General features: G+C 56.6%; 33 protein-coding genes. 16 read left to right on the forward strand and 17 right to left on the reverse strand.

Annotated elements, in window-relative coordinates; all coding sequences use genetic code 11:
- The first annotated feature begins 8 nt into the window (after nt 1-8).
- From BUA39_RS06445 to BUA39_RS06490, 10 genes are all read left to right on the forward strand, one after another.
- Complete coding sequence (locus tag BUA39_RS06445) at nt 9-761, forward strand: hypothetical protein (protein ID WP_072792701.1); 753 nt, start codon at nt 9-11, stop codon at nt 759-761.
- Nucleotides 761-2,272: a tripartite tricarboxylate transporter permease gene (locus BUA39_RS06450; protein ID WP_072792071.1), complete on the forward strand. Its 1,512-nt coding sequence runs from the start codon at nt 761-763 to the stop codon at nt 2,270-2,272. Before BUA39_RS06445 ends, BUA39_RS06450 begins: the two co-directional genes overlap by 1 nt.
- A complete protein-coding gene (locus BUA39_RS06455) occupies nt 2,272-2,559 on the forward strand; it encodes a putative quinol monooxygenase (RefSeq protein WP_072792072.1) in 288 nt (95 codons plus the stop codon). Before BUA39_RS06450 ends, BUA39_RS06455 begins: the two co-directional genes overlap by 1 nt.
- On the forward strand, nt 2,556-3,362 hold the full coding sequence (locus tag BUA39_RS06460) for an N-acyl homoserine lactonase family protein (protein ID WP_072792074.1): 807 nt from the start codon (nt 2,556-2,558) through the stop codon (nt 3,360-3,362). The genes BUA39_RS06455 and BUA39_RS06460 overlap by 4 nt, the downstream gene beginning before the upstream one ends.
- Nucleotides 3,363-3,497: 135 nt before the next feature.
- Nucleotides 3,498-3,791: a hypothetical protein gene (locus BUA39_RS06465; protein WP_072792075.1), complete on the forward strand. Its 294-nt coding sequence runs from the start codon at nt 3,498-3,500 to the stop codon at nt 3,789-3,791.
- A gap of 26 nt (nt 3,792-3,817) precedes the next feature.
- Nucleotides 3,818-4,369: a hypothetical protein gene (locus BUA39_RS06470; RefSeq protein WP_242648547.1), complete on the forward strand. Its 552-nt coding sequence runs from the start codon at nt 3,818-3,820 to the stop codon at nt 4,367-4,369.
- A gap of 209 nt (nt 4,370-4,578) precedes the next feature.
- Nucleotides 4,579-6,264, forward strand: coding sequence for an acyl-CoA dehydrogenase family protein (locus BUA39_RS06475; protein ID WP_072792077.1), 1,686 nt, complete (start codon nt 4,579-4,581; stop codon nt 6,262-6,264).
- A 125-nt stretch (nt 6,265-6,389) separates the two neighbouring features.
- A complete protein-coding gene (locus BUA39_RS06480) occupies nt 6,390-6,692 on the forward strand; it encodes a hypothetical protein (protein ID WP_072792078.1) in 303 nt (100 codons plus the stop codon).
- 107 nt (nt 6,693-6,799) lie between these two features.
- Nucleotides 6,800-7,360, forward strand: a complete 561-nt coding sequence (locus BUA39_RS06485) for a TetR/AcrR family transcriptional regulator (RefSeq protein WP_072792080.1) — start codon at nt 6,800-6,802, stop codon at nt 7,358-7,360.
- Entirely contained in the window at nt 7,357-7,752 is a 396-nt protein-coding gene (locus tag BUA39_RS06490) for an META domain-containing protein (protein WP_072792082.1), read from the forward strand. The genes BUA39_RS06485 and BUA39_RS06490 overlap by 4 nt, the downstream gene beginning before the upstream one ends.
- Here the strand turns inward: BUA39_RS06490 and recO are convergent.
- From recO to folK, 11 genes are all read right to left on the reverse strand, one after another.
- On the reverse strand, nt 7,730-8,458 hold the full coding sequence (recO, locus tag BUA39_RS06495) for a DNA repair protein RecO (protein ID WP_072792084.1): 729 nt from the start codon (nt 8,456-8,458) through the stop codon (nt 7,730-7,732). The two genes, BUA39_RS06490 and recO, sit on opposite strands and share 23 nt — an antisense overlap.
- Before the next feature lie 66 nt (nt 8,459-8,524).
- Nucleotides 8,525-8,857 (reverse strand): DUF1491 family protein, encoded by a 333-nt coding sequence (locus tag BUA39_RS06500; protein WP_072792086.1) that lies wholly within the window; start codon nt 8,855-8,857, stop codon nt 8,525-8,527.
- Nucleotides 8,854-9,759: a GTPase Era gene (era, locus tag BUA39_RS06505; RefSeq protein WP_072792087.1), complete on the reverse strand. Its 906-nt coding sequence runs from the start codon at nt 9,757-9,759 to the stop codon at nt 8,854-8,856. Before era ends, BUA39_RS06500 begins: the two co-directional genes overlap by 4 nt.
- Nucleotides 9,756-10,439: a ribonuclease III gene (gene rnc, locus BUA39_RS06510; protein WP_072792089.1), complete on the reverse strand. Its 684-nt coding sequence runs from the start codon at nt 10,437-10,439 to the stop codon at nt 9,756-9,758. Before rnc ends, era begins: the two co-directional genes overlap by 4 nt.
- Nucleotides 10,436-11,263 (reverse strand): signal peptidase I, encoded by an 828-nt coding sequence (gene lepB, locus BUA39_RS06515; RefSeq protein ID WP_072792091.1) that lies wholly within the window; start codon nt 11,261-11,263, stop codon nt 10,436-10,438. Before lepB ends, rnc begins: the two co-directional genes overlap by 4 nt.
- Nucleotides 11,264-11,315: 52 nt before the next feature.
- Complete coding sequence (gene acpS / locus BUA39_RS06520) at nt 11,316-11,738, reverse strand: holo-ACP synthase (RefSeq protein ID WP_072792093.1); 423 nt, start codon at nt 11,736-11,738, stop codon at nt 11,316-11,318.
- The gene (locus tag BUA39_RS06525) at nt 11,735-12,490 is read right to left on the reverse strand and encodes a pyridoxine 5'-phosphate synthase (protein WP_072792094.1); all 756 of its coding nucleotides are present in this window, start codon (nt 12,488-12,490) and stop codon (nt 11,735-11,737) included. The genes acpS and BUA39_RS06525 overlap by 4 nt, the downstream gene beginning before the upstream one ends.
- Before the next feature lie 76 nt (nt 12,491-12,566).
- Nucleotides 12,567-13,247, reverse strand: a complete 681-nt coding sequence (locus BUA39_RS06530; RefSeq protein WP_072792096.1) for a DUF2062 domain-containing protein — start codon at nt 13,245-13,247, stop codon at nt 12,567-12,569.
- 12 nt (nt 13,248-13,259) lie between these two features.
- Nucleotides 13,260-15,398: a RelA/SpoT family protein gene (locus BUA39_RS06535; RefSeq protein ID WP_072792098.1), complete on the reverse strand. Its 2,139-nt coding sequence runs from the start codon at nt 15,396-15,398 to the stop codon at nt 13,260-13,262.
- A gap of 27 nt (nt 15,399-15,425) precedes the next feature.
- A complete protein-coding gene (gene rpoZ / locus BUA39_RS06540) occupies nt 15,426-15,782 on the reverse strand; it encodes a DNA-directed RNA polymerase subunit omega (protein WP_072792100.1) in 357 nt (118 codons plus the stop codon).
- Nucleotides 15,783-15,856: 74 nt separating this feature from the next.
- Nucleotides 15,857-16,426 (reverse strand): 2-amino-4-hydroxy-6-hydroxymethyldihydropteridine diphosphokinase, encoded by a 570-nt coding sequence (gene folK, locus BUA39_RS06545; RefSeq protein ID WP_072792101.1) that lies wholly within the window; start codon nt 16,424-16,426, stop codon nt 15,857-15,859.
- 161 nt (nt 16,427-16,587) lie between these two features.
- Between folK and BUA39_RS06550 the strand changes: the two genes are divergently transcribed.
- Nucleotides 16,588-17,160 carry a LabA-like NYN domain-containing protein gene (locus BUA39_RS06550; protein WP_072792103.1) on the forward strand — a complete coding sequence of 191 codons (573 nt, stop codon included), beginning with the start codon at nt 16,588-16,590 and terminating at the stop codon, nt 17,158-17,160.
- A gap of 27 nt (nt 17,161-17,187) precedes the next feature.
- Here BUA39_RS06550 and BUA39_RS06555 read toward each other — a convergent pair whose 3' ends face one another.
- The gene (locus tag BUA39_RS06555) at nt 17,188-17,610 is read right to left on the reverse strand and encodes a c-type cytochrome (protein ID WP_072792705.1); all 423 of its coding nucleotides are present in this window, start codon (nt 17,608-17,610) and stop codon (nt 17,188-17,190) included.
- A gap of 123 nt (nt 17,611-17,733) precedes the next feature.
- Here BUA39_RS06555 and ispH point away from each other — a divergent pair, with 123 nt between their 5' ends.
- Complete coding sequence (gene ispH, locus BUA39_RS06560; protein ID WP_072792105.1) at nt 17,734-18,693, forward strand: 4-hydroxy-3-methylbut-2-enyl diphosphate reductase; 960 nt, start codon at nt 17,734-17,736, stop codon at nt 18,691-18,693.
- Here ispH and BUA39_RS06565 read toward each other — a convergent pair whose 3' ends face one another.
- Nucleotides 18,694-18,951, reverse strand: coding sequence for a hypothetical protein (locus BUA39_RS06565; RefSeq protein ID WP_110721825.1), 258 nt, complete (start codon nt 18,949-18,951; stop codon nt 18,694-18,696).
- 100 nt (nt 18,952-19,051) lie between these two features.
- On the opposite strand from BUA39_RS06565, the gene rnhA reads away from it, so the two are divergent.
- Nucleotides 19,052-19,528 carry a ribonuclease HI gene (gene rnhA, locus BUA39_RS06570; protein WP_072792106.1) on the forward strand — a complete coding sequence of 159 codons (477 nt, stop codon included), beginning with the start codon at nt 19,052-19,054 and terminating at the stop codon, nt 19,526-19,528.
- Nucleotides 19,525-20,148, forward strand: coding sequence for a trimeric intracellular cation channel family protein (locus tag BUA39_RS06575; RefSeq protein ID WP_072792108.1), 624 nt, complete (start codon nt 19,525-19,527; stop codon nt 20,146-20,148). Before rnhA ends, BUA39_RS06575 begins: the two co-directional genes overlap by 4 nt.
- 33 nt (nt 20,149-20,181) lie before the next feature.
- Here the strand turns inward: BUA39_RS06575 and fmt are convergent, their stop codons facing one another.
- Genes fmt through def (BUA39_RS06590) form a run of 3 tightly spaced genes read right to left on the reverse strand, consistent with a single transcriptional unit; the run spans nt 20,182 to nt 22,090 of the window.
- Complete coding sequence (gene fmt, locus BUA39_RS06580; RefSeq protein ID WP_072792110.1) at nt 20,182-21,090, reverse strand: methionyl-tRNA formyltransferase; 909 nt, start codon at nt 21,088-21,090, stop codon at nt 20,182-20,184.
- Entirely contained in the window at nt 21,087-21,581 is a 495-nt protein-coding gene (def, locus tag BUA39_RS06585; protein WP_072792111.1) for a peptide deformylase, read from the reverse strand. Before def (BUA39_RS06585) ends, fmt begins: the two co-directional genes overlap by 4 nt.
- Nucleotides 21,578-22,090 (reverse strand): peptide deformylase, encoded by a 513-nt coding sequence (gene def, locus BUA39_RS06590; RefSeq protein WP_072792113.1) that lies wholly within the window; start codon nt 22,088-22,090, stop codon nt 21,578-21,580. The genes def (BUA39_RS06585) and def (BUA39_RS06590) overlap by 4 nt, the downstream gene beginning before the upstream one ends.
- Before the next feature lie 97 nt (nt 22,091-22,187).
- Here def (BUA39_RS06590) and BUA39_RS06595 point away from each other — a divergent pair, with 97 nt between their 5' ends.
- Nucleotides 22,188-23,360 carry a MalY/PatB family protein gene (locus BUA39_RS06595; RefSeq protein WP_072792114.1) on the forward strand — a complete coding sequence of 391 codons (1,173 nt, stop codon included), beginning with the start codon at nt 22,188-22,190 and terminating at the stop codon, nt 23,358-23,360.
- Nucleotides 23,361-23,370: 10 nt separating this feature from the next.
- Here the strand turns inward: BUA39_RS06595 and BUA39_RS06600 are convergent, their stop codons facing one another.
- Entirely contained in the window at nt 23,371-23,721 is a 351-nt protein-coding gene (locus tag BUA39_RS06600; protein WP_072792116.1) for a hypothetical protein, read from the reverse strand.
- Nucleotides 23,722-23,890: 169 nt separating this feature from the next.
- On the opposite strand from BUA39_RS06600, the gene BUA39_RS06605 reads away from it, so the two are divergent.
- On the forward strand, nt 23,891-24,868 hold the full coding sequence (locus BUA39_RS06605; RefSeq protein WP_072792118.1) for a glutathione S-transferase family protein: 978 nt from the start codon (nt 23,891-23,893) through the stop codon (nt 24,866-24,868).
- Nucleotides 24,869-24,986: the final 118 nt, after the last annotated feature.

Here is a 24,986-nt window from a genome sequence, read left to right on the forward strand (position 1 = left end):
ACAAGACTTTGGATCAACCTGAAGAAACCGCAATCCTCCGCGCACGAGATTTCTGGACCTCGCTTGTCCTGATCGTTCTGTCGCTTTTCTTCCTCTGGGAAACCACCTCGATCCCCCTGTTCGGCGAAAACCGCGCCGGTGTGAGCGGCGGCGACTGGTATAACTCTGCCGCGCTTGTCCCGTTTGGCCTATTTGGCGGGTTGTTCCTGCTGGCCATCGGCCTTTTGGTGATCTCGATCCGCGCTGGCGGGGCAGCCCGCGCGATGAGTTCTGTCGGTCTGGGCTGGGATGGCAGCGAAGCGCTGCGGTTTGGCACCATAGGCATGACGATCGCGGCCTATGTCATCGGCCTTGTTCCGCGTGTTGATTTCATCATCTGCAGTGGTTTGTTGATCACTGCCTTGATCTATGGCTACCGAGGCGGACATGCGCAGCGCATGATCCTGACGGCCGTCGTGGTTGGTGTCGCGGGCCTTTACGCCTTTGTCGCCAACCTGCCGCAATCAGACTGGAAGCTGCATGACGACGATTGGATCACCTTGATCCTTTGGATCGCGCTGACCGCGTTTATCTTTGTTCGACATCCGCGCGACCGGATGTCCCGCGTGATCCCGGTCATTGCCCTCGTCGCACCTGCAATCCTTGTCTGCGCCATGGCCTTTGGCTTCCGCCAGAATGTCCCTAACCGGGGCGGCCTCTTCTTCAAAACCATCGAATATCACTACTACGTGTCGCTCAAACCGCTCTGGAGCCAGAAATAATGGATTTTGTGATCTCTCAACTGGCCGGTTTCGGCGGTGCCATGGCGTCGCTGGTGGTCGATCCGCTGACCTATGTCTACCTAATCACCTCAGTCTTTCTTGGCATCACTTTCGGCGCGCTGCCCGGGCTAACTGCGACTCTGGCCGTCACCATTCTGACCGGGTTCTTCGGCAATAAGATCCCGCTGGATTACTCTCTGATTGCCCTGCTGGGGGCCTATGTTGGCGCGATCTACGGCGGGTCTTACCCATCCATTTTGCTGAACATCCCCGGGACCGCCGCCAGCGCGGCCACGGCAATGGACGGCTATCCGCTGGCCAAGGCAGGTCGCGGCGGCGAAGCGCTGGGCATGACAACAACAGCCAGCTTTATTGGCACGATCATTGGCACCTTTGCGCTGTTGATCTTTGTCTGGGTGCTGCTGCTGATATCCAAAAACATCGCCAGCCCCGAAAAGGCGCTGCTCGCGCTGTTTGGTATCCTGCTGTCGGGCACCTTGATGAGCGAAGACCTTGTGATCAAAGGCTGGATTGCTGGGATCATTGGCCTTGCCATGGCGATGGTCGGCATGGACCCGCTGCTGTCTGAACCGCGCTACACCTTTGGCTGGTCCTATATGCTGTCTGGCTTTCAGGTGGTGCCTGTTCTGATGGGCGCTTTTGCGATCCCGCAGATCATCGAAGGCATGCGCCATATCGAGGCCGGTAAGGTTCTGTCGCTTCAAGGCCGCATTGTTCCAAACTTTGCAACGGTCCGCCGATACCTACCCACGATTGGGCGTTCTGGCGTGATCGGGACTGGCGTTGGGGCCCTTCCCGGCGTGGGAGAAGACGTCGCCGGTTGGGTGTCTTATGGCGTTGGCAAAACGGTCTCTAAAGAAGGAGATCAATTTGGCAAGGGCAGCCTTGAGGGCTTGCTAAGTTCTGAGACCGCAAACAACGCCTGTATCGGCGGCGCGCTGATTCCGCTATTGGTGCTGGGTATTCCCGGCTCCCCGCCTGCTGCGGCGTTGATGGGAGCTTTTAAGATCAACAATGTCATTCCGGGACCAACGATTGACCCGGCCATCATCCTGCGTGTCGTCGCCATTCTGGTGCTGGCCAGCCTGACCATGTTTATCATGGGGCTGTTTACGGCCAAGATCTTCATAAAGATCCTGCGCATCCCGCAAACCGTCTTCCTGCCTGTGGTCATGGTGCTGACCACCATCGGCTCCTTCTCGGTCGGCGGCGGGATCAACGACCTTTACCTGATGCTGGGCGTGGGCTTCGTGGCTTACTTTATGAACCTCATGCGCTATCCGATTGCCCCGCTTGTGATCGGGGTCATTCTCGGGAGCCTGTTTGATGAGACCTTACGACGGTCCCTGTTCCTGTCCGACGGCGATCTTTCGGTCTTTGTCAGCCGCCCGGGCGCTGCGATCCTGCTGGCGCTCAATATCGCCCTCATCCTTAGCCAGCTGCCGATCACGAAACGCGGTCTGGCCAAGCTGAAAAGAAAGCGCGCCTGATGTTTGCGGTCACTGTTCTGTTCGCCATCAAGCCAGAGTGCATCGATGACTTCATGCCATTGATGCACGCAAATGCCCGCACCTCTTTGCAAGAAGAGCCAGAGTGCCATCAGTTTGACGTCTGCCGGGGAAGTGATCCCTGTCAGGTTTTTCTCTACGAGATTTACACTGACAGGGCTGCCTTTGACCTTCATTTGGCAAGCGACCGTTTCCAAGCCTTTGACAAAGCGGTGTCTGCTATGGTCGCCTCCAAGTCAGTTCAGCTGTTTGAAGAGGTCACACAATGAGCACATGGGAAGTCCTGTCCGTCAAATACGCAGAGCGCAACAGCCGCACGCGTGCCGACAGCTTTATCTTTGACGACAACCACGATGCCCCCCATGACATGGACTATTTCGTCTGGGTGCTGCGTCAGGGCGACCGGGTGATCCTTGTCGACACAGGCTATGATGAGGCCGAGGCCCAAGAGCGCGACCGCCCTATTCTGATTGATCCGAGGGCCGCGCTTGCCCCTCTAGGCATTCAACCAGAGACGGTGACAGATGTGATCGTCACCCATTTGCACTACGACCACGCCGGGGGGCTTCACATGTTCCCCAATGCCCGGCTGCATTTGCAAAGCGCCGAAATGGCCTTTGCAACCGGCCCGTGCATGTGTCACGCGACAATTCAGATGCCATTCACCGCTGCGCATGTCTGCGAAGCAGTAAAGCGGCTATACGCGGGGAAGGTGGTTTTCTACGACGGCGATGCAAAAGTTGCAGAAGGTGTCACCGTTCACCAAATCGGCGGGCACTCGCGTGGGTTGCAATGCGTGCGCGTGAAAACGGACGCGGGCTGGCTCGTTTTGGCCTCTGACGCGACGCATTATTACGAGAATTTCATCACCAGAAAGCCGTTTCCCATCGTCGTGGACCTTGAGAACATGCTGCAAGGATTTGTTCGGTTGAAGCAGCTGGCAAGCCGCCCAGAGCTGGTCATCCCCGGCCACGATCCACTTGTCCGTCAGCTATTCCCGGAATTCACGGCCAATCATATCCATAAATTGGATCAAGGTCCTTCTGGTGTCTTACCAGAATACCCTAGCTAAATGTTGATAAACGTTACCATTCTCGAAGGCGTCGTTTTTCTTGCACACGCATGCAAAAAGTTGAACGTTTGCTCAAAAAGTAGGTGATTTTCTCATTATTTGAACGTATAAGTCTCATAATGAGGTACGAGTATAATGACTGATATATCCAAAATTACTGAGTTGAGAAAACTGCTTCTGGGCATGGAACGTGCTATGGGGCTTGAAGACCTGTCAGCGGTCGAACGTGACATCTACTACGCAGCATCCGAATTGGCGTCACGCAACCATGGCGTGCGCACAACGGGCTTGCTGTCCCACGACCTGATGGAAAATGTCTCACGTCCGACGTTTTTTCGGGCACTTAAATCACTTGTGAACAAAGGATACCTGTCGCAAGCCTCGACATCCCGCCGCGGCGTTTATATGGTGAATGCACCACAGGTCTAAACGGCCGAACGCTTAGGGGAAATGTGTTGCGACTGCCTGCGCTGGTTGTCGAAATAGCAGTAGCGTCTACGGCCTATTTCGTCGCTTCCATTCTGACATTCGAGGTCCTGACACCGGTTCAAGACCTGTTTTTTGTCGATTTCTACAGCAGCGCAAGCTTGCTTTTCCTACCGCATGGCGTGCGCGTTCTGACCGCGTGGCTTCTGGGCTGGCGATCTATCATTGCATTGCTGCCGGGGGTGTTCCTCACTTACTTTTATCTCGCAGGCATGAAAGCCTTCTTGCCGAGTCGCTTGGCTGGCATTGCGATTGCCGTTCTTGTGGCCCCGATCGTGTTTGAGACCATAGCGCGGCTTTGGCGCGATATCCGTCCATCGTTAAATCGCGAACCCTGCTGGTATTGTGTGATGGGGGCGGGTGTTATCTCTGCGATTGTGATTGGCATTCTGACAAACCTAGCCTTTGGCAGCCCGCCGTTGGATTACTTTGCCTTCTTTATCGGGGATGTTTTGGGCCTGTTTGTCCTGATGCTGATTCTGATGCTGGTCTTCCGGCAGCTGCGCAAAGCGAGTTCCTAAGACTCTGCAATATCGGTCTGAAATCTCTTGCGTGCTTTGCGATTCTCCTCGGAATGCGCGCTCAAAAAGCGTTGAATGTTCGGCGTTCCTCGCAACTCCGGAATTCTGCCACGTAATTTATTAGCGATTTGAAACATGATTTTGTATTTTTGTTGCGCTGCAGTTGCAAAATGATTATGTCACAGTGCAGCAAAACAAGGATATGATTCATGGCACACGACGGACAGGACCATTCGATGACCAACTCTGCCATTCTGCCTGATCTTCTCGATCTGACCAAAGCGGCCCTGCCACCTGTGGCTGCAATCGTTGAGACTGCAACCAGCAAACTTCGCGACGCTACACTAGACGGCGACCGGGTGTCAGGTGCGAAGATTGAAGAAAACCAAGTCGCCGCGCATGCGCTGTCGTGGCTTGCGACCTACGACGAGGCGCTGCAGCAAATGCAGGGCTGGGCCGAACGGCTGAGCGCGGATGGCAAGTTCGGCGAAACCGAACAGTTGATCCACCAGATCGCCTTTGGCGAATACCTTTGGCAGATCTATGGCGGCATCCCGATGAGCCAAGGCGAAATCATCCGTCTGCAAGATATCGGCCTATCTCAGGACGAGATGCGCGGGTTGATGGAACCTGCTGTGATGACACTTTGCCAAAACGGTAACACACAGGCCGCGCGCACGCGTCTTGTGGTCCTGATGCAAGAGCAATCTGCCAATATCACCGTTGGTGCCTCGGGTCTGGACGAAGAGCTGGAGATGATCCGCGAACAGTTCCGCCGCTATGCTGTCGATAAGGTCATCCCGAACGCCCATGAATGGCACCTCAAGGACGAGTTGATCCCGCTGGAGGTCATCCAGGAACTCGCAGATATGGGGGTCTTTGGCCTGACACTGCCCGAAGAATACGGCGGGTTTGGCCTGTCGAAGGCCTCGATGGTTGTCGTGACCGAGGAACTTTCGCGCGGCTATATCGGTGTTGGGTCTTTGGGCACCCGGCCTGAAATCGCTTCAGAACTGATCCTCTGCGGCGGTACGGAAGAGCAGAAACAAAAATGGCTGCCGAAACTCGCCAGCGGTGAGGTTCTGCCCACCGCCGTCTTTACCGAACCCAACACTGGGTCCGACCTTGGTTCCCTGCGCACCCGCGCGGTGAAAACCGACGATGGCTATGAAATCACCGGCAACAAGACATGGATCACCCATGCCGCCCGCACACAGATTATGACGCTGCTGGCGCGGACCGATCCGAACACCGACAACCACAAGGGCCTGTCGATGTTCATTGCGGAAAAGACGCCGGGCACCGACGAAAACCCCTTCCCGACCGAAGGCATGAGCGGCACCGAAATCGAGGTGCTGGGCTATCGCGGCATGAAGGAATACGAGCTGAGCTTTGATGGGTTCAAAGTCAAAGCCGAGAACCTGCTGGGCGGCGAAGAAAATAAAGGTTTCAAACAGTTGATGCAGACCTTTGAAAGTGCCCGCATTCAGACGGCTGCACGCGCGGTCGGTGTTGCGCAAGCTGCGCTGGATGTGTCGATGCAATATGCGATTGACCGCAAACAGTTCGGCAAATCCTTGATCGATTTCCCACGTGTTTCAGGCAAACTGGCGATGATGGCCGTTGAAATCATGGTCGCACGACAGCTGACTTATTTCTCGGCTTGGCAGAAAGACCACGACAAACGTTGCGACCTAGAGGCTGGCATGGCCAAACTACTGGGCGCACGTGTCGCTTGGGCGGCTGCGGACAACGGGCTGCAAATCCATGGTGGCAACGGTTTTGCGCTGGAATATGAAATCAGCCGTATTTTGTGCGATGCACGCATCCTGAATATCTTTGAAGGTGCTGCTGAAATTCAGGCGCAGGTGATTGCGCGGCGCCTGCTCGGGTAGCAACCCCGCAGACAAAGAAGTGAGGGCGCGTGCAGAAATGCATGCGCCCTTCCCATGTTTTGCAACTTGTTCGGTGTTCTCTTCCACTCTATATTTAACAAATATGTTAAATAAGGAGAGCCACCATGCGTGGAATCACAATTACCTATGACTATTCTGGCGACGAAGCCCCATGGCGCGCTGCAATGCAAGCCTTTGTTGATGCGGTGAACAGCGACCCAGCCGCCGCCGGGTTTCGATATCAAATTGCTGTTGCAGACAACGGCAGCAGCCGCATTCATTGGGGTCGGTGGGATAGCAAAGAGACCTTGGCACATGTCCAAAGCCAAGACTATTTCACCACCTTCGCTGCTCAGGTTGCCGAGTTTTCGGGCGGCAAACACAAGCCCTTGCCTGCCAATATCGCGCTGAAAACTGAAAACTGGTAAGGAAGAACCCCAATTTTTTGGCACATTTTTCTGCAACGCAGCGTCAAAGCGTAGCGATCCACAAATGCTGACTTGTTCCGGTTACATGGGCGCTCTACGCCTAAGATATGGCAAAGAATCGTCTCTCTCGTGACCTATGGCTGGCAGCTGGCTTTAATGCCCTGACAGAGCAGGGCCCTGTTGCGCTGAAAGCGGAACCATTGGCCCGCCGTTTAGGCACCACGAAAGGGTCGTTCTACTGGCATTTCAAAGACGTTCCAGACTTTCAGTCAGAAATGCTGGAGCTTTGGGAGGCCCGTGCCTTCGCGGATATCGACGCGGCTCGGGCAGCAGAGGATAACCCTGTCAAACGGCTACGCGCCATCAGCGACCTTGCAGCGCGGTCCGCATCAGAGGACCTTGGCGGCGTCGGAGCCGAACCCGCAATGCGGGCTTGGGCGCGTGAAAACGAGGCTGTGGCGGCGGCCGTGGCTCGGATTGACGACAAGCGGTTGGCCTATCTGACCGATCTTCTGACTGAAGTCGGGCTGACCAATCAGGATCTGTCGCGCATGATTTATGGTGCATTGCTGGGCATGCAGGACCTTTCAGCACGCGATGGCGTTGATAATACACAGGCGCTTGGCACCTTGGTTGATCTGATCCTCGCCCTATATGAAGAAGAATGAGACCCATTCTTATTGCACTATGTGCGCTCGCCCTGAGCGCCTGCCGCGCTGATGAAAGCCTGACCGCCTATGGCGGCGCGGGCGCGTGGCAATTGGTGCGGCTGGATGGAAACCCATACGAAGCACGCGCGACCATTGCCTTTGGTCCCGAAGGCACGGTCACCGGACAAGGGGCCTGCAACGGCTACGGAGCGACACAAACCGCGCCCTATCCGTGGTTTGAGCTGACCGAAATGCTTTCTACCCAAATGGCCTGCGCAGCACTCGCTGAGGAACAACAGTTTTTCAACGCGCTGACCAAGATGACGCTGGCCGAAGTCTCTGGTGAGGTTTTGATCCTGTCCAATGACGCGGGCGAAAGTATGGAATTCACGCCGCTGCCCGGCGGCTGAGCAGATCAAGAAACCGCGCACGGGCCTCTGGCAGGGGTTTGTTGCCAAAGCTGGTCGCAAGCTTGTGTTCCAAGAAATACCCGGTGGTGCGCAATGCATCCAAGATGGCTTCATCATCATCCGGCCCTTCCCCCACCAGCAAGGGCGGCAGCGGCAGCATGCGATCCAGCCACTCCCCCGCCCCTTCGCGGGTCACAGCGCGACCTGACTTGGGAGAGATGAATTCCAACCCTTCCGTCGCGCCGGTCACCGCGCATTGCGCGAGGTCAAGGCCAAAGCCCAGATCATCTAGCAGCGCCATTTCCCACCGCAGGTAAGCGAGCGGCCAGAGGTCGTGCTGACCCAGCAAATCCAAAAGAGGTTCGGTTCGGTCATAAAGGCGACCGTGGGCCTCGCGCTCTGGCAGTGCAAAGGACAAAAGCGCGGTGACCGTATTCAGCCCCGCCAGCGCAAAGCGGTCCCCCAGCGCCAAGGCCCGGCTGCGGATAGGTTCGACCGTGAAAGATCCAATGTGTTCAGACAGCCGCGCTTTCCAACTGACTTCCACCTGACCGCCGGGCTGCAGGATAGGCGTAAGCTTTCGGCTGGTCCCACCCCGCACGACACCCGCGTGCCGCCCTTGTGAGGGTGTAAACACCTCTAGGATCACAGAGTTTTCACCGTGTTTTCGTGTTGATAAAACGATGCCTTGGTCACGCCATTCCATATCCGCACCCTAGGGGCATTGGGGCAGGTGTCGCAATTGAGTATTTGAGGAAAGATGAAAGCGGCGTCAGTCTTTCAGACCCGGCTCATCCAAGAGATGGCGACCTTGGCGGTCTTCAACCTCGACAACCCAAAGGTCCGGGTCAAAAGAACGCTGTTTGGCAATGGCCGCGTCAACCTCGGCTTCATCCCCTTCCGAAAGGACCACCCAAGTGCGTTCGCCGCTCATCAGATCAAAAGAGCGTTGATAGGCCACGGCCTGCCGATCCAGCGTGTTGAGTTTGATCAGAACGGCGCCTGCCGTGTTGTCGCCGTGTGACACAACAAAGGCCGGAATATCAGACAGGCGCAGGCGCGTCAGATAGGCCTGCACCCAGAATTCCGCCGTCAGACGTGTCATGTGTTGCCGTCTTTGAAATCAAGGCCCATTTCGGAATAACGCTCTGATTCTTCGAGCCAATTCGGGCGCACTTTGACCTGCAGGAACAGGTGCACTTTGCGGCCTAAGAACTCTTGCAACTCCTCACGCGCGGCTTTGGAGACAGCTTTGATTGTCTCGCCTTTTTTGCCCAGCACGATGCCCTTATGGCCATCGCGGGCGACATAGATCATCTGGTCAACGCGGGCAGAGCCGTCTTTGCGTTCTTCCCAGTTTTCGGTTTCCACGGTCAGCTGATAGGGCAATTCCTGATGCAGGCGCAGCGTCAGCTTTTCGCGGGTCATTTCGGCGGCGATCATGCGCATCGGCAGATCGGCGATTTGATCTTCGGGGTAAAGCCAAGGGCCCTCGGGCAATTCCTTGGCCAGCCATTTGCGCAGGTCGTCAGCACCGTGGCCTTTTTCAGCCGAGATCATAAAGGTCTCTGCAAAACTGTAGCGGCCATTCAAGTCTTGCGCGAGGCCAAGCAGTTTTTCGGATTTCACCATGTCGATCTTGTTGATCGCCAGCGCTACTTTGCGCCCCTGCCCGATATCTTCGAGTCCCTCTAGGATACGCTCGACCCCCTCGGTCACACCGCGGTGCGCCTCGACCATCAGAACGACCACATCGGCATCCGCAGCCCCGCCCCATGCGGCAGCAACCATGGCGCGGTCAAGTCTACGACGCGGACGGAACAGGCCGGGCGTATCGACAAATACGATCTGGCTGTCGCCCTCTAGGGCGACACCGCGAATGCGTGTGCGCGTCGTTTGCACCTTATGCGTCACAATCGAGACTTTGGCCCCCACCATGCGGTTGGTGAGGGTTGATTTACCGGCGTTTGGCTCTCCGATCAGAGCCACGAATCCTGCGCGTGTCATGCGCTCTCCAATCTTGATAGCAGCGCCTTGGCTGCGGCTTGTTCGGCCTGACGTTTAGAACCGGCGGTGGCTTCTTCAGACTCGCCGTTGTCCAGCACGGCCTTGATCGTGAAGATCGGCGCGTGGTCAGGGCCTGCGCGTTTCACCAGCTCGTATTTCGGTGGCGCAAGCCTGCGTGCCTGTGCCCATTCTTGCAACGAGGTCTTTGGGTCCCGCGCGTCGTCTTCGACTTGGTGGATACGTTTACCCCAAAGGCGGACAATCAGGTCCTTGGCGGTCTCAAACCCAGCGTCGAGATACACCGCTGCAATCACGGCCTCCATCGCGTCGCCCAACAGCGCCTGCTTCCGTCGACCGCCCGAAAGCATTTCAGAGCGCCCCAGTTTCAGCGCCGCACCCAAATCAATTTGCCGCGCGACATCGGCGCAGGTCTCTTTGCGCACTAACGCGTTAAAGCGGGGCGCAAGCAAGCCTTCGGCAGCGTCCTTGTCTGCGGAAAGCAGCGACTCTGCCATGACCAATCCAAGCACCCGATCGCCAAGAAATTCAAGTCGCTGGTTGTCTTGGCGGGTTGGCGAAGACATCGAGGAATGCGTCACCGCGCGCACCAAAAGTTCGGGGGCATCAAAGTGATGCCCCAGCCGGTCTTGCAATGCTTTCAGTTCGCTTGAAAGTTTCACTCAATCGCCTTGAAAAATCTGTCGCTGCGCCATGTCCAGAAAGCAAACATGGACCGCCCAGCAGAGGAGAACATCACCCGATCCGCACGCCCGATCAAGTTTTCAAACGGCACAAAGCCCACGCCACCTCGGCTTTGAGTCACACGGCTGTCGGTCGAGTTGTCGCGGTTGTCACCCACAAAGAAGAAATGGCCGGCGGGCACCGTAAAGACACCCGTGTTGTCCACAAAGGACGTCTCGATATTCAGAATGGAATGGCTGACGCCGTTTGGCAGAGTTTCGATCAAGCGAGTCTTTTCGCATTTGCCACCCTGACCCACTGCACCGTTTTCACAACGTGGCAAACCACCTTGCGGACCTTGGGGTTCCATGGTCTCCACAAAGGTACCGCCATGTTCCAGTTTCACGGCCTCATCATTCAGGTGCAATACGCCGTTTTTCATCTGAACGCGGTCACCGGGCAGGCCGACAACGCGCTTGATAAAGTCAGCACCAGAGACCGGATGACGGAAGACCACGACATCGCCGCGTTCAGGTTCGGACCCAAAAAGGCGCGTGTTGTCGCCATCGACAAAACCACAGATTTTCTTGGCGTCTATGCCAAACGCCGGGATCGACGGACAAGACGCGTAGGAATAGCCATAGGCCAATTTGTTCACGAACAGGAAATCACCAATCAACAGCGTGTCCTTCATAGACCCCGACGGAATCCAGAACGGCTGAAACAGCAACGAGCGGAACAGCCCAGCGATCAGCAGCGCGTAAACAATTGTTTTCACGGTTTCCAGCAAACCGCCTGATTTCGTGGTGGCGTCAGATGCCATTTTGCCTCTCCGGTTGGGGTCGGGGGTTACATGCGTCCCGCAGGTGCCGGAGTCAAGCAGATGCGGCGGGGTTTGCGTCGACGGGCAAAGCTTCGATCACGACGAAAGCTTGCGCCCAAGGATGATCATCGGTCAGCGTGACATGGATGATGGCCCTATGTCCTGCTGGTGTCATCTCGTCCAGCCGGTCCTTGGCCCAGCCGGTGACCTGCATCACCGGCTGCCCGCTGCGCAGGTTTGTGACATGCATGTCTTTCCACGAAATCCCCATAGCAAGTCCCGTCCCCAGCGCCTTTGAACACGCCTCTTTGGCGGCCCAGCGTTTGGCATAGGTTCCGGCAACATCCTTGCGGCGCTCGGCTTTGCGCTGTTCAACTTCGGTGAAAACGCGATTTTTGAAGCGGTCCCCGAAGCGATCCAAGGTGCCTTGGATGCGGTCAATATTCGCGAGGTCTGTGCCGATACCGAGGATCATTCCATGCCCTTTGGGTCACCCTTGCGTGCAGCATCCATCAAGCGGCGCATTTCCTTGATGGCGAGTTCCATGCCGACAAACATCGCCTCGCCCATAAGGAAGTGGCCAATGTTCAGCTCCATGATCTCGGGTAATGCCGCAATTGGACCCACTGTATCATAGGTCAGCCCATGACCGGCATGAACTTCAAGGCCCAAAGAATGGGCGTAGGTCGCCATTTCGGTCAGGCGCGCTAATTCCTTATCGCGGGCGTCAAAATCGCCCTCGGCATGGAAGTCGCAATAGGCCCCGGTGTGGAGTTCGATGACCTGCGCGCCGATGCGGTTCGCGGCCTCAATCTGTGGCCGATCTGCGGCGATAAAGATTGACACGCGGCACCCGGCATCGCGCAGGGGGGCGATGTAATGGGCCAGCCGGTTCTCCTCGCGCGCGACTTCCAGTCCGCCTTCGGTGGTCTTTTCTTCGCGCTTTTCCGGCACGATGCAGACCGCATGCGGTTTGTGGCGCAGCGCGATGGCTTGCATTTCATCGGTGGCCGCCATTTCAAAATTCAGCGGAACCCCTAAGGAGGCCATGAGGTTTTCGATATCCGCATCCATGATGTGGCGGCGATCTTCGCGCAGATGCGCTGTGATGCCATCGGCACCTGCGGCTTCTGCCAAAAGCGCGGCGCGCACCGGATCAGGATAGGCCCCGCCCCGCGCGTTCCGTACTGTTGCGACATGGTCGATATTCACGCCTAAACGCAGCATGTCTGTTCTCCGGTCTGAATAGTTGTCGTGACCCTAGGAGGTTAAAGCCCAAGAAGAAACCGGTTTTTGCGGGCCTTTAGCTTGGCTTTCCGTCACGGTCTTCTTTAATGGCCTTGGCCTGTGCGCTGGCTTTTTGCGCTTTGGCTTTCAGGGCTTCAAATTTCGCCTGAATTTGTTTGGCGCGGCGCTTTTGATAGGCGCGGATCACCGGCACGGTCAGATAGTAAGACACCGATGCCGCAACAATCCCCGGAATGACACCACCGACGAGATAGGGATAAAACACCTCATCCCAGAAGATCGACAGGCCATGCCAATCCATCGTTTCTTCGGTGAAAGCGGCCCAGAAATTGTGCCAAAGATCATAGCCAGCATCGGTGAATTTCCCGATCAGGCTTTTTTCCTCGCCCTCTTCAAATTCGGTGCCGAGCAGGAAGTGGCCAGTTTTCAGAGAAATCACCCCGATGGGCAGATAGGTCAGAGGGTTTCCAAAGAATGTACCCAATAGCGCCGCCAACATATTTCCCTGCACAAAGCGCGCGACGATGACGGCGATGAAAAAATGCATCCCGAAGAAGGGGGTAAAAGTGGCGAAGACCCCGGCCCAAATGCCGCGCGCAATGCGCTCTGGCGAACCGGGCAGCCGGTGCAACCGGTGTCTGACGTAGTAAAAAGCCCGTGTCCATCCGCCTCTGGGCCAGAGGAAATCCAGCACGATCTGCTGGAGTGGTCGTTTATCCCGGCGTTTAAAGACCACTTTGGGCTATCCTCATTCCTTAGGCGCCGGAAAGGCCGCCCGGCTAGGGTCCTGATAACGACGGATTTCCGCGACCTCGCCTTCGGCCTGCAGCGCCAGCATCAAGGAGTGCAAATGCTCAATGTCGCGCAGTTCAACGTGGACCAGAAGGCGGTAGAAATCTGGCTTCCTATCTGTGAATTCGAGGTCAGAGATATTGGCCTTATGCTCACCGATCAATGTGCAAATTCGTCCCAGAACACCCGCGTCATTGCTGATGGTCAGTTCAATTGTGCAGCCATGAACGGCCTGATGTTTGCCGACCTGCCAATGCAGATCAAGCCAGCGTTCCGGCTGATCGTCAAACTGTACAAGGTTGTCGCAATCAATCGTGTGCACGACAACGCCCTTGCCACGATAGGTGATGCCGATAATGCGCTCGCCCGGCAGCGGTTCACAGCAGGGCGCGCGGTGCGGGCTTTGATCGCTGGCCAGACCAATCACAGCACGGTCGGCGGCAACTTCGTCCTTGTCATCATGTGCAAGTTCCGGGAACACGGCCTGCACAACGTCTGTGGCATTCAGTTCCGCACTGCCAAGACGCGCCAGAACCGTTTCGCGATCTTCCAGCCGCAGTTGGGTCGCGGCCATATCAAGGATCTTATCCGTCAGCTTCTTGCCGACATGTTCAAATGCCGCCCGCGCCAATTCGTAGCCGAGTTTGACAAACCGTTCGTGATCCAACTCGCGCAGGGCGCGGCGGATGGCGGATTTGGCTTTGCCGGTAGTGGCGATTTCAAGCCATGTCGCCTGCGGCATCTGTCCCTGCGCGGTGATGATGTCGATCGATTGGCCGTTTTTGATCCGGGTCCAAAGCGGCACCCGCATATGGTCGATCTTGGCCCCGACGCAGGCATTGCCGATCCGTGTGTGAATCGCATAGGCAAAATCAATCGGCGTCGCCCCGCGCGGCAGCTTTACCACGTCGCCTTTGGGCGTGAAGCAGAACACTTGGTCCTGATACATCTCTAGTTTGACCGCTTCGAGGAAATCCTCGTGGTCTTCTTCGGTGTCAAACTGTTCGGTCAGTGAGCGAATCCACCGTGCCGGATCAACCGCAAAGGGGTTTTCTCCGCGCACACCGTCCCGATAAGACCAATGGGCGGCAACGCCGGTTTCGGCCACATCGTGCATTTGGCGGGTACGGATTTGCACCTCGACCCGGCGACCATCGCGGCCCGACACCGTTGTGTGGATCGAGCGATAGCCGTTGGATTTTGGCTGGCTGATATAGTCCTTGAACCGCCCTGGCACAGCCCGCCAACGTTGGTGGATGGCGCCCAAAACGCGGTAACAATCGTTTTCGCTGGCCGTCACGATACGGAAACCATAGATGTCAGATAGGCGCGAAAACCCTTGATCCTTGGTCTGCATCTTGCGCCAGATGGAATAGGGCTTCTTCGCACGGCCAAAGATTTCAGCGTCGATGTCGGCCTTTTCCAATTCCGCCACCATATCGTCGGTGATCCGCTGAATGACGTCGCCGGTTTCTTTTTGCAGCGTGATGAAGCGGCGCATGATCGAGGCGCGTCCGTCAGGGTTCAAAACCTTAAACGCGAGGTCTTCCAACTCTTCGCGCATCCACTGCATCCCCATGCGCCCGGCAAGCGGGGCATAGATGTCCATGGTTTCGCGCGCTTTCACGATCTGCTTTTGCGGGCGCATCGCGCGGATCGTGCGCATATTGTGCAGCCGGTCCGCCAGTTTGACCAAGATCACCCGCAGGTCTTTGGACATCGCCATAAACAGCTTGCGGAAGTTCTCGGCCTGTTTGGTTTCTGTCGAACTGAGCTGCAGGTTGGTCAGCTTGGTGACCCCATCCACCAGCATCGCGATTTCGTCGCCGAACCGCTTGGCGACCTCTTGATAAGAGGCTTTGGTGTCTTCGATTGTATCGTGCAGCAGGGCGGTGATGATGGTGGCATCATCCAACTGCTGCTCAGTCAGGATCGCGGCGACTTCGATGGGGTGGGTAAAATAGGGCTCACCCGAATGGCGAGTCTGTCCCTCGTGCATCTCGAGGCCAAATTGATAGGCCTCGCGGATAAGTTTTTCATTTGTTTTGGGGTTGTAGGCTCTTACGAGTTCGACCAGATCGTCAGCCGGAATCATGTTGTGCCTTCTCTATCCCCGGGGATGTTAGCCCTGGCCTTGAGCTTCCATCAGCGCGCGCAGCAGCTTTTCTTCGGACATGTCATCGTCAGATGGCTTGTCAGAAGATTCAGCGCCCATCAACAGCGCCATGCTGTCTTCTTCTGGCTCATCGACTTCGATCTGATGCTGGTTGCTTTCGATCAGACGCTCACGCAGTTCGTCCGCAGTCTGAGTCTCTTCTGCGATTTCACGCAGGGACACGACAGGGTTCTTGTCGTTGTCGCGGTCAACCGTGATGGCCGCGCCGGCAGAAATCTCTCGCGCACGGTGCGCAGCAAGCATCACCAGGTCAAAACGGTTCGGTACCTTGTCTACGCAATCTTCGACTGTCACGCGGGCCATTTTGGGCTCTCCATTCTCGGAAGGATCAGAAACTGAGTATTTAGGCTGCTTTCAGACCGGTTACAAGCAGATAGTCAAGCCTCTGGCAGGCGAACAACTTCGTTTCGGTCGCTTTCCGGCAGGTTCCTGAGCATTTCCGCAACCGATAGGCCCGTAACCGGGTGTTTCCAGTCCGGCAGGACCTCTGAAAGAGGCACAAGAACGAAGGCGCGGTCCTGCACGCGCGGATGCGGGAGAATCAGGTGCTCGGGCGTCAGTTTGCCTTGGTCTTCGGGGGAAAGATTGCTCCACCTATGGTATACCTGATGGTCGGGCAATACGCGTCCTGCGAAATCGATCAGGTCAATATCCAGCGTGCGCGGCCCCCAGCGCACGTCACGCCTGCGCCCGCATTCCGCTTCGACTTCGTGCAAAATCTCAAGCAATTCTGACGGCTTATATTGCGAATCAATTACGGCAACAGAATTGACAAAATCGGGGCCTGAACCTTTCGGGAAGGCCGGATTCGAATAGAAGGAACTCTCCCTTAGGATGATCACCTCGCGCGATGCCAAAGACCTTAGCGCGAAAGTCAGTGTCTCTTTGGGACTTCCGATTTTCGAAGGCTGATTTCCTCCTAAAGATAAAATGCTGATATTGCTCATCTTTTCAAAACACCTATCCAAAAGGTTAGCCAACGTTATCAAATCTTGCGTGGCGTGAGCCTTGCAGGACACGATTTTTGCTTTAGCTTAATGGGCCAAGCGCGCCCAGTATTTTCACATCAAACACATTTTGGCGCTCAATTCTGCTGGAAGGACACTGGATGTTTTACAAGGACGAACGGCTCGCGCTGTTCATTGATGGCTCTAACCTATACGCGGCCGCAAAATCGCTTGGGTTTGACATTGATTACAAACTCCTTCGCACCGAATTTATGCGCCGTGGCAAACTGCTGCGCGCCTTCTATTACACTGCGCTTCTGGAAAACGACGAGTATTCCCCGATCCGTCCGTTGGTGGATTGGCTGCACTACAACGGCTTTAGCATGGTGACAAAACCGGCGAAGGAATACACCGACAGTCAGGGGCGTCGCAAAGTCAAAGGCAACATGGACATCGAACTCGCGGTGAACGCGATGGAACTGGCGCCTCATGTTGACCACATCGTCTTGTTCTCTGGTGACGGCGATTTCCGCCCGCTGGTCGAAAGCCTTCAGCGCCAAGGTGTCCGCGTGTCTGTTGTGTCGACCATCCGCAGCCAGCCACCAATGATTTCAGATGAATTGCGCCGTCAGGCAGACAATTTCATCGAACTTGAAGGGCTGAAGGATGTGATTGGCCGCCCACCGCGTGATCCGGTTCCGGGCGAACAGGATATGGAATATTCTGGTAAGTGATTGGATCGGGGCCTTTGGCCCCGATTTTTAGTTTCGGCTGTTCTGAATCTCGATCATGCGGTTGGACCAGGTGCTTTTGATAAAGGCAAGCGTGTCCAGAATCTCCTGATCGCTCAGCACCTCTGCAAATCCAGGCATATTGCTTTGATAGCCGTCACCCACCACAGCGGCGGTGCCACGTTTGGTGATGTCAAACAGAAGCCCATCGCCGTGGTGCCACGTGTGGCCGGTCTCATCATGGGGTGGTGCAGGAAGGAACCCATCTTCATCACGCTGTTGCCAGTTTTCCTGCCCCTCAAGCGCCTCACCATGGCAGGCCGCGCAATTGTCCTGATAAAGCACCGCACCACGCGCGACACTTTCTGCATCCTGATAGGGAATGATCCCCTGCGCTGTGGCGGGCAACGCCAGACAAACTAGAATTGCTGTTACCGAAAACTTGACGACCACGCCGCGTACCCCCAATTGACTAGCCTTCAGATGCAACCTTCCTGCGCTGGAAGGTCAAGGGCTATGTCTGGACCTTCCTTCACGAACGACTTACCTATGTCGAAAATCATGATTGGGTAGGCCATGTCCAAGCCAGAACTGACAATTTACCTCGCTGCGCCACGCGGATTCTGCGCTGGAGTGGACCGCGCCATTAAGATCGTGGAAATGGCGCTGACGAAATGGGGCGCTCCGGTCTATGTGCGGCATGAGATCGTGCACAACAAATTCGTCGTCGATAGCCTGCGTGAAAAAGGCGCGGTCTTTGTCGAGGAATTGTCGGACTGCCCAGATGACCGCCCGGTGATCTTTTCAGCCCACGGCGTGGCAAAAAGCGTGCCAGCAGAGGCCGAACGGCGCGAGATGATCTATGTCGACGCCACCTGCCCGCTTGTCAGCAAGGTTCACATCGAAGCCGAGCGGCATTCAGAAGCCGGATTGCAGATCATTATGATCGGCCACGCAGGCCACCCCGAAACCATTGGCACCATGGGGCAACTGCCTGAAGGTGAAGTGCTGCTGGTTGAAACCGAAGACGATGTGGCCACAATTGACGTGCGCGATCCGTCTAAACTGGCCTTTGTCACACAGACGACGTTGTCAGTTGATGACACCATAGGCATCGTGAAAGCATTGCAAGCCCGCTTCCCAGAGATCGTTGGCCCGCATAAAGAAGACATTTGCTACGCCACCACCAACCGGCAAATGGCCGTAAAAGCCATGGCCGAACAATGTGACGCGATGCTGGTTGTGGGCGCGCCAAATTCAAGCAATTCCCGTCGACTCGTCGAAGTCGGCGCTAAAGCCGGTTGCCAGTATTCCCAACTGGTACAGCGCGGCGCAGACATCGACTGGCGTGCTCTGGAGGGCATTCGCTCTCTCGGGATCACCGCCGGGGCCTCTGCGCCGGAGGTTTTGGTGAATGAGGTGATCGACGCCTTCCGTGACCGTTATGACGTCACGGTTGACGTTGTGGAAACCGCTGTCGAGACCGTGAACTTCAAGGTGCCACGCGTGCTGCGTGACGTAGAACGCGCAGGCTGATCACTTCTTTTCGCAGGCGCGACCATCGCCATCTCGGTCCAGTCCATAAGGGTCCGGCCCCACAACCCGAATGGGGCCTTGCACATAGATCGGCCCATTGCCGCTGCCGCCTGCACAATCGACGTCTGGCCCATTGGGCGGCAGACAAGCGCCCTGATAGCTTGGGTGGCAGGATTGCGCGTGGGACGCGTTTGGGAACAGTGGCACCCAAAGGCTCAGCCCAATGGCGCAGATGATCGGTAGGATGCGGCTTGTCATTAACAAATTGTTAACCAATTCGTGCCAAGGCGCAATCCTTTGCGGCGCGCTGCGCACTGCAGGCTGGACGCGCCCCCCGAATTAACGGTATCGCCCCTCTATGGCAGACCTTTACGCATATACAGACGGCGCATGTTCCGGCAATCCAGGACCAGGGGGATGGGGCGTCTTGCTGCGCGCCATGTCCGGAGACGACGTTGTCAAAGAACGAGAGCTTTCCGGCGGCGCGGCTGAGACGACCAACAATCAGATGGAATTGATGGCCGCAATCATGGCGTTGGAAACGCTGGAGCGTGCAAGCCAGATCACCGTTGTGACGGACAGTGCCTACGTCAAAAACGGCGTCACTGGCTGGATTCACGGCTGGAAGCGCAACGGGTGGAAGACCGCGTCGAAGAAACCCGTAAAAAACGTTGACCTTTGGCAGCGCCTTGACGCCGCCCAAGCGCGCCATGAGGTGCGTTGGGAATGGGTAAAAGGCCACGCGGGACACCCCGAGAATGAAAAGGCCGACGAATTGGCGCGCGCCGGCATGGCCCCGTTCAAACCCGAAAAGCCCAAGGGGAAAACCGAATGACTGCGGTCATGCTTTTGGATTTCGCCTCGGTCATTGTCTTTGCCTTGACCGGGGCCTTGGTGGCCAGCCGCGCGCAATTGGACGTGGTTGGGTTTTGTTTTGTGGCCTGCCTGACGGCTGTGGGCGGCGGCACCTTGCGCGACCTCCTGCTTGGACGTGATCCGGTGTTTTGGGTCGGGCAGCCAAGCTATATCCTCTTGGCCTGCGCAGCCGCCGTTCTGGTGTTTTTCACTGCGCATTTGTTTGAAAGCCGCTATCGTCTTTTGCTTTGGCTCGACAGTATCGCACTGGCCGTGGCAGTGGCCGCTGGCACGGGCGTCGCGATGAACCTAGGGCATAATGCGGTGATCGTTGTGCTGATGGGCATTTCCACAGGCTGCCTTGGCGGGCTGATGCGAGACGTGGTCTGCAACGAGGTGCCGCTTTTGCTGAAACAAGGCGAAATTTACGCAACTGCCGCCTTTGCAGGGGCAGCCTCGGCAGTCTTGGCGGCCTACCTCGGGTTTGAGCGGCTCCCGGTTCTGGCAATCTGCGCGGCGATCACCTGGGTCTTACGCTCTGGTTCCCTGATCTGGGGCTGGAAACTCCCCGTCTACAAAGCACGTCCACCGCGGCAGTAGCTTACGTTTACACCACCGATACGCGACGTGACTTTAGCCAAATACCGTTCCGACAGGCACATCAACGCCGCGCAGGAACACGTCTGCCTCTTGGGGGCCTTTGCCCGCGCGCTGCAGGCGGAGTAGTTGCACCGCGCCGTCGCCGCAGGCCACAATCAATGTATCGCCCAGCACTTCACCCGGCGTACCCGTGCCCTCGGCAAGGCGGGAGGCCAGCAGTTTGATACGCTGACCGTCGAGTTCACACCAAGCACCTGGGAAAGGCGACAGGCCTCTGATCTGGCGGTCGACCTCAATCGCGGGCTTGGACCAATCAATCCGCGCCTCGGCTTTGTCAATCTTATGGGCATAGGTCACGCCCACCTCCGGTTGCGGCTCTGGCACCAGGTTGGGCAAGGTTGCAAGTGCATCGACAATCGCCTGCGCGCCGATTTTCGACAGATGGTCGTGCAATTGGGCGGTGGTTTCCTCGTCGCCAATCGAGGTTGAGACCCGCATCAGCACAGGGCCTGTGTCTAGACCTGCGTCCATCTGCATGATGCAAACGCCGGTCTCATCATCACCGGCCATGATCGCGCGATGGATCGGGGCCGCGCCCCGCCAGCGGGGCAGAAGGCTCGCATGGATATTCAGGCAGCCCTTTTGCGGAGCGTCCAAAATGGCTTGTGGCAGCAAGAGCCCATAGGCCACCACGACCGCCACATCCGCGCCCAGCGCGGCGAACTCGGCCTGTTCTTCCGCGCCCTTCAACGACACCGGGTGGCGCACCAAAAGCCCAAGCTCTTCGGCCCGCGCGTGTACGGGCGTGGGGCGCAGTTTCTTTCCACGCCCTGCGGGACGGGGCGGTTGGCAATAGACCGCAACAATGTCGTGGCCCGCCTTAACCAAGGCATCCAGAACCGGCACCGAAAACTCCGGCGTTCCCATGAAAACGATCTTCATTGCAGTTTTCTGGCCTTCTTGATCAGCATGTCGCGTTTGATGCGGCTGAGATGATCAAAGAACATCTTGCCGTTGATATGATCGATCTGATGCTGCACCGAAGTGGCCCAAAGCCCGACGAAATCCTTTTCCGCCATCTGACCCGCCTCGTCCATATAGCGCACGGTCACGGCGCGGGGGCGTTTGATCACAGCAGAGACGCCGGGCAGGTTTGGGCTGGCTTCTTCGTGTTCGCGCAGCTCGATTGATTTGTGCAGGATTTCAGGGTTGGCCATGCGCACCACTTTGCCGCGTTCAGATGACGCATCCACCACGATCAAGCGCTGCAACACCCCGATTTGATTGGCCCCCATACCGACACCGGGCATGGCTTCCATTGTGTCGATCAGATCCTGCCACGTTTGGCGGTCTTCGTCGGTCAACTGCGTGACAGGTTCAGCGGCCGTGCGCAGACGTTTGTCGGGCCAAGGCAGGCAGGGGCGAACGGTCATCCCCGCGCAAGCTCTCGTTTCAGTTTGGCCGATTTCCGGGTCATCATTTGCCGCTTCATCGGACCCAAGTAGTCGATAAAGAGTTTGCCGTTTAAGTGGTCGATCTCATGCTGGACACAGGTCGCCCACAACCCGTCGAAATCCTTTTCCTGCGGATTACCATCCATATCGATCCAACCCACACGCACCTCTTTCGGGCGCGTCACATCGGCGAACTGATCGGGGATCGACAGGCAGCCTTCTTCGTAAGTGTTTGTGTCATCCGACGACGACAGGATTTCCGGATTGAACATGATCACCGGCTCTGGATCGCCCTCTTTGATGCAATCCATGACGATCAATCGATCCAAAACCCCCACTTGCGGCGCAGCGAGGCCGATACCGGGCGCCTGATACATGGTTTCCAACATATCCTTGGCCAATGCGCGCAAGTCATCGCTGAGGTCGGCGACAGGGTCACAGACCTTTTTCAGGCGGGGATCAGGGTGGATCAGGATCGGCTTTAACATGGCGGTGACATAAGACAATGAACTGTGTTCTGCAACGCCTCTTGCGCCTGAGAGCGGATCAGGTAGCGTGCATCGCAATATCTGATAGGAGCATGAAATGAGTTTCGACGATCCCGTAAATCGCGTGGGCACAAATTCCAGCAAATGGGATTTGATGGAGCGCGGATTTGGCGTGCCGACCGATGGTGGCATTGCGATGTGGATTGCGGACATGGATTTTGCGCCGCCACCTTTCCTGCAAGACGCGGTGCGCGGGATGATCGAGAATGGGAATTACAGCTATTTTTGCGGCATGGAGGCTTTCCACGAGTCCGTCGATTGGTGGATGAGCACCCGCCACGGCTGGAATGTGAACCCAGAATGGACTTTGGTCACCTTTGGACTCGGCCATGGCATCGCGACCTGCATCAATGCGCTGACCGACAAAGGCGATCACATCGCGACCTTCACGCCGGTTTATCACGAGTTTCAGAGCAAGATCGAAAAGTCCGGGCGCGTGAACACGCAGCTGCCGCTGAGCATCGACAGCACCGGTCACTACTTTATGGACTTTGACGCCTATGATGCCGTGATGACCGGGCGCGAGAAGATCCTGCTGATCAGCTCACCCCACAACCCGGCAGGCCGCGTATGGACGCAGGACGAACTGACGGCGCTGGGGACGTTCTGCGAAAAGCATGATCTGATCCTGATTGCAGATGAAATCCACCATGACCTTGTGTTCTCGGGACATAAACATGTGATGGCCCCCTTGGCGTTGCCGCAGCTGTTGGATCGCATGGTGATTACCGCGGCGGCCTCTAAGACATTCAACATCGCGGGCGGGCGTTGCGGTTGCGTGATCATTCCCGGCAAAGACCTGCGAGAGAAAGTCCGCAGCGTGTATAGCGCCTATGATATCAACCCGAACTTGCTTGGCACTGAATTGACCAAAGCGGCCTATACGCCAGAGGGCGCGGCTTGGGTCGACGAATTGGTGCCTTACCTAGAGGGCAATTATCATTTGTTCAAAGAGGTCATCGGTCAAATTCCCGGCCTTAAGCTGATGCCGATGCAGGGGACTTATCTGTCATGGATCGATTTCGCAGCATCTGGACTTTCGATGGATGAGGTGAATGACCGCGTCTATAAAAAGGCCAAGATCGCGGCAACGCCGGGCAAGGGGCTTGGCGCAGGCGGCGCAAGCTTCCTGCGCTTTAACCTTGGCACGCGGCGCGCGTTGGTCAGCGAAGCTGCAGACCGCCTAAGCGATGTGTTTTCAGATTTGTAGGCTGTAAGTCCTATTCGCGCTGGTCAGTGACGAGCGCGACCGGGGTGTCTTCTTCGACGTAGTAATCCAGTGCAGGCTTGTCGCTGGCCGCTGTGACACGCTTGAATTCATAGAACATCTCGCCATCTTCCTCGACCGAGGCGATCACGAGGCACTGGTATAGGTGTTTGGCCCCATCATAGAGGTCAACGAAGCCACGCAAATGCGGGGCCTCTTCGACATCAAGCGTAAAACCGTCCTCTCGAAAGCGCAGCACCTTGAAAATCTCACCCCCTGCCTTCACGCGCAGGCGATTTTTCTTTTTCAACTCTGCTTTTCTGGCAGCATCCAGACCAGCTTGGACTTCTTTTGGAAGATACATGGTTCCTCTCCATTCCCCGAAAACAGTCGCCCCAAACCCTTGTTCGGTCAAGAGAAACCCAACTGAGGACCCTTGCTGTGCGCAAATGCGCAACACATCTGCGTGGGGTTTGCTTTCCCTTGACTTACGCGTGACCTACATAACAAGGGCGTAACACAGGAGATGAGTCATGGGATTGCTGGTAGACGGCGAATGGGTCGACAAATGGTACGACACCAAAAGCACCGGTGGTAAATTCGTGCGCTCTCAGGCGCAGTTCCGCAACTGGCTGACGGCGGATGGCTCTGCTGGGCCAAGCGGTCAGGAGGGGTTCAAAGCCGAAAGCGGGCGCTATCACCTTTATGTGTCGTATGCCTGCCCTTGGGCGCACCGCACCTTGATTTTCCGAGAACTCAAGGATCTGCGCGATCATATCACGGTCTCTGTGGTGCATCCTGACATGCTTTCGCACGGCTGGACCTTCCGGATGGATGACGACGGCGCAACCGGCGACACGCTGTTTGGCCACGACTTCCTTCATCAGATCTATACGCAAGCTGACCCTGACTACAGCGGCCGCGTGACGGTTCCGGTTTTGTGGGACAAAGAGCGAAAGACCATTGTGTCGAATGAAAGTTCCGAAATCATTCGCATGTTCAATTCTGCCTTTGATGAGATCACCGGGAACACGCTTGATTTCTGGCCCGAAGCACAGCGCGATGCCATCGAAACGGTCAACAAACGCGTCTATTCAAACGTGAACAACGGTGTCTACAAATCAGGCTTCGCCACTTCGCAAGAGGCCTATGACGGCGCGGTTGTGCCCCTATTTGAAACGCTGGATTGGCTCGAAGACCGTCTGTCCAAATCACGCTTCCTTATGGGGGACACGCAGACCGAAGCCGATTGGCGGTTGTTCACAACGCTCGTGCGGTTTGATTCCGTCTATCACCTGCATTTCAAATGCAACAAGAAGCGGATTGTGGATTACCCCAATCTCTGGGCCTATACCCGTGATCTGTTCCAGACGCCCGGTGTGGCAGAGACGGTAAACATGCCCCATATCGTGCGCCACTATCACTACAGCCACGAGAGCATTAACCCTCATCGCATTCTGCCAATCAACCCAGACTTGGACTTTTGGGAACCACACGGTCGGGGCGCGTAACGGCACCGACTGTGAACCCTGTCAGGCTCAAAAGGCGCACGTGATGTGCGTCCTTTACGCGCCTCCCCCTTGCCAAACGCGGCGAATTCCGCAAACAGGCCTAGGACACGGAGGGTCG

It is taken from the genome of Cognatishimia maritima (assembly GCF_900129685.1).
GTDB classification, from domain to species: Bacteria; Pseudomonadota; Alphaproteobacteria; order Rhodobacterales; family Rhodobacteraceae; genus Cognatishimia; species Cognatishimia maritima.

Bases quoted from the DNA above. Each gene is read 5' to 3' on its own strand.
- BUA39_RS06455 (WP_072792072.1), top strand. From the start codon at position 2,272: ATGTTTGCGGTCACTGTTCTGTTCGCCATCAAGCCAGAGTGCATCGAT.
- BUA39_RS06480 (WP_072792078.1), top strand. From the start codon at position 6,390: ATGCGTGGAATCACAATTACCTATGACTATTCTGGCGACGAAGCCCCA.
- BUA39_RS06490 (WP_072792082.1), top strand. From the start codon at position 7,357: ATGAGACCCATTCTTATTGCACTATGTGCGCTCGCCCTGAGCGCCTGC.
- BUA39_RS06565 (WP_110721825.1), bottom strand. From the start codon at position 18,951: ATGACAAGCCGCATCCTACCGATCATCTGCGCCATTGGGCTGAGCCTT.
- BUA39_RS06535 (WP_072792098.1), bottom strand. From the start codon at position 15,398: ATGATTCCGGCTGACGATCTGGTCGAACTCGTAAGAGCCTACAACCCC.
- BUA39_RS06605 (WP_072792118.1), top strand. From the start codon at position 23,891: ATGGGATTGCTGGTAGACGGCGAATGGGTCGACAAATGGTACGACACC.
- BUA39_RS06595 (WP_072792114.1), top strand. From the start codon at position 22,188: ATGAGTTTCGACGATCCCGTAAATCGCGTGGGCACAAATTCCAGCAAA.
- rpoZ (WP_072792100.1), bottom strand. From the start codon at position 15,782: ATGGCCCGCGTGACAGTCGAAGATTGCGTAGACAAGGTACCGAACCGT.
- def (WP_072792113.1), bottom strand. From the start codon at position 22,090: ATGTTAAAGCCGATCCTGATCCACCCTGATCCCCGCCTGAAAAAGGTC.
- rnhA (WP_072792106.1), top strand. From the start codon at position 19,052: ATGGCAGACCTTTACGCATATACAGACGGCGCATGTTCCGGCAATCCA.
- ispH (WP_072792105.1), top strand. From the start codon at position 17,734: ATGTCCAAGCCAGAACTGACAATTTACCTCGCTGCGCCACGCGGATTC.
- lepB (WP_072792091.1), bottom strand. From the start codon at position 11,263: ATGGCATCTGACGCCACCACGAAATCAGGCGGTTTGCTGGAAACCGTG.
- fmt (WP_072792110.1), bottom strand. From the start codon at position 21,090: ATGAAGATCGTTTTCATGGGAACGCCGGAGTTTTCGGTGCCGGTTCTG.
- BUA39_RS06475 (WP_072792077.1), top strand. From the start codon at position 4,579: ATGGCACACGACGGACAGGACCATTCGATGACCAACTCTGCCATTCTG.
- BUA39_RS06450 (WP_072792071.1), top strand. From the start codon at position 761: ATGGATTTTGTGATCTCTCAACTGGCCGGTTTCGGCGGTGCCATGGCG.
- BUA39_RS06465 (WP_072792075.1), top strand. From the start codon at position 3,498: ATGACTGATATATCCAAAATTACTGAGTTGAGAAAACTGCTTCTGGGC.
- recO (WP_072792084.1), bottom strand. From the start codon at position 8,458: ATGGAATGGCGTGACCAAGGCATCGTTTTATCAACACGAAAACACGGT.
- acpS (WP_072792093.1), bottom strand. From the start codon at position 11,738: ATGATCCTCGGTATCGGCACAGACCTCGCGAATATTGACCGCATCCAA.
- BUA39_RS06550 (WP_072792103.1), top strand. From the start codon at position 16,588: ATGTTTTACAAGGACGAACGGCTCGCGCTGTTCATTGATGGCTCTAAC.
- folK (WP_072792101.1), bottom strand. From the start codon at position 16,426: ATGAGCAATATCAGCATTTTATCTTTAGGAGGAAATCAGCCTTCGAAA.
- BUA39_RS06575 (WP_072792108.1), top strand. From the start codon at position 19,525: ATGACTGCGGTCATGCTTTTGGATTTCGCCTCGGTCATTGTCTTTGCC.
- BUA39_RS06600 (WP_072792116.1), bottom strand. From the start codon at position 23,721: ATGTATCTTCCAAAAGAAGTCCAAGCTGGTCTGGATGCTGCCAGAAAA.
- def (WP_072792111.1), bottom strand. From the start codon at position 21,581: ATGACCGTTCGCCCCTGCCTGCCTTGGCCCGACAAACGTCTGCGCACG.
- BUA39_RS06525 (WP_072792094.1), bottom strand. From the start codon at position 12,490: ATGCTGCGTTTAGGCGTGAATATCGACCATGTCGCAACAGTACGGAAC.
- BUA39_RS06485 (WP_072792080.1), top strand. From the start codon at position 6,800: ATGGCAAAGAATCGTCTCTCTCGTGACCTATGGCTGGCAGCTGGCTTT.
- BUA39_RS06460 (WP_072792074.1), top strand. From the start codon at position 2,556: ATGAGCACATGGGAAGTCCTGTCCGTCAAATACGCAGAGCGCAACAGC.
- era (WP_072792087.1), bottom strand. From the start codon at position 9,759: ATGACACGCGCAGGATTCGTGGCTCTGATCGGAGAGCCAAACGCCGGT.
- BUA39_RS06500 (WP_072792086.1), bottom strand. From the start codon at position 8,857: ATGACACGTCTGACGGCGGAATTCTGGGTGCAGGCCTATCTGACGCGC.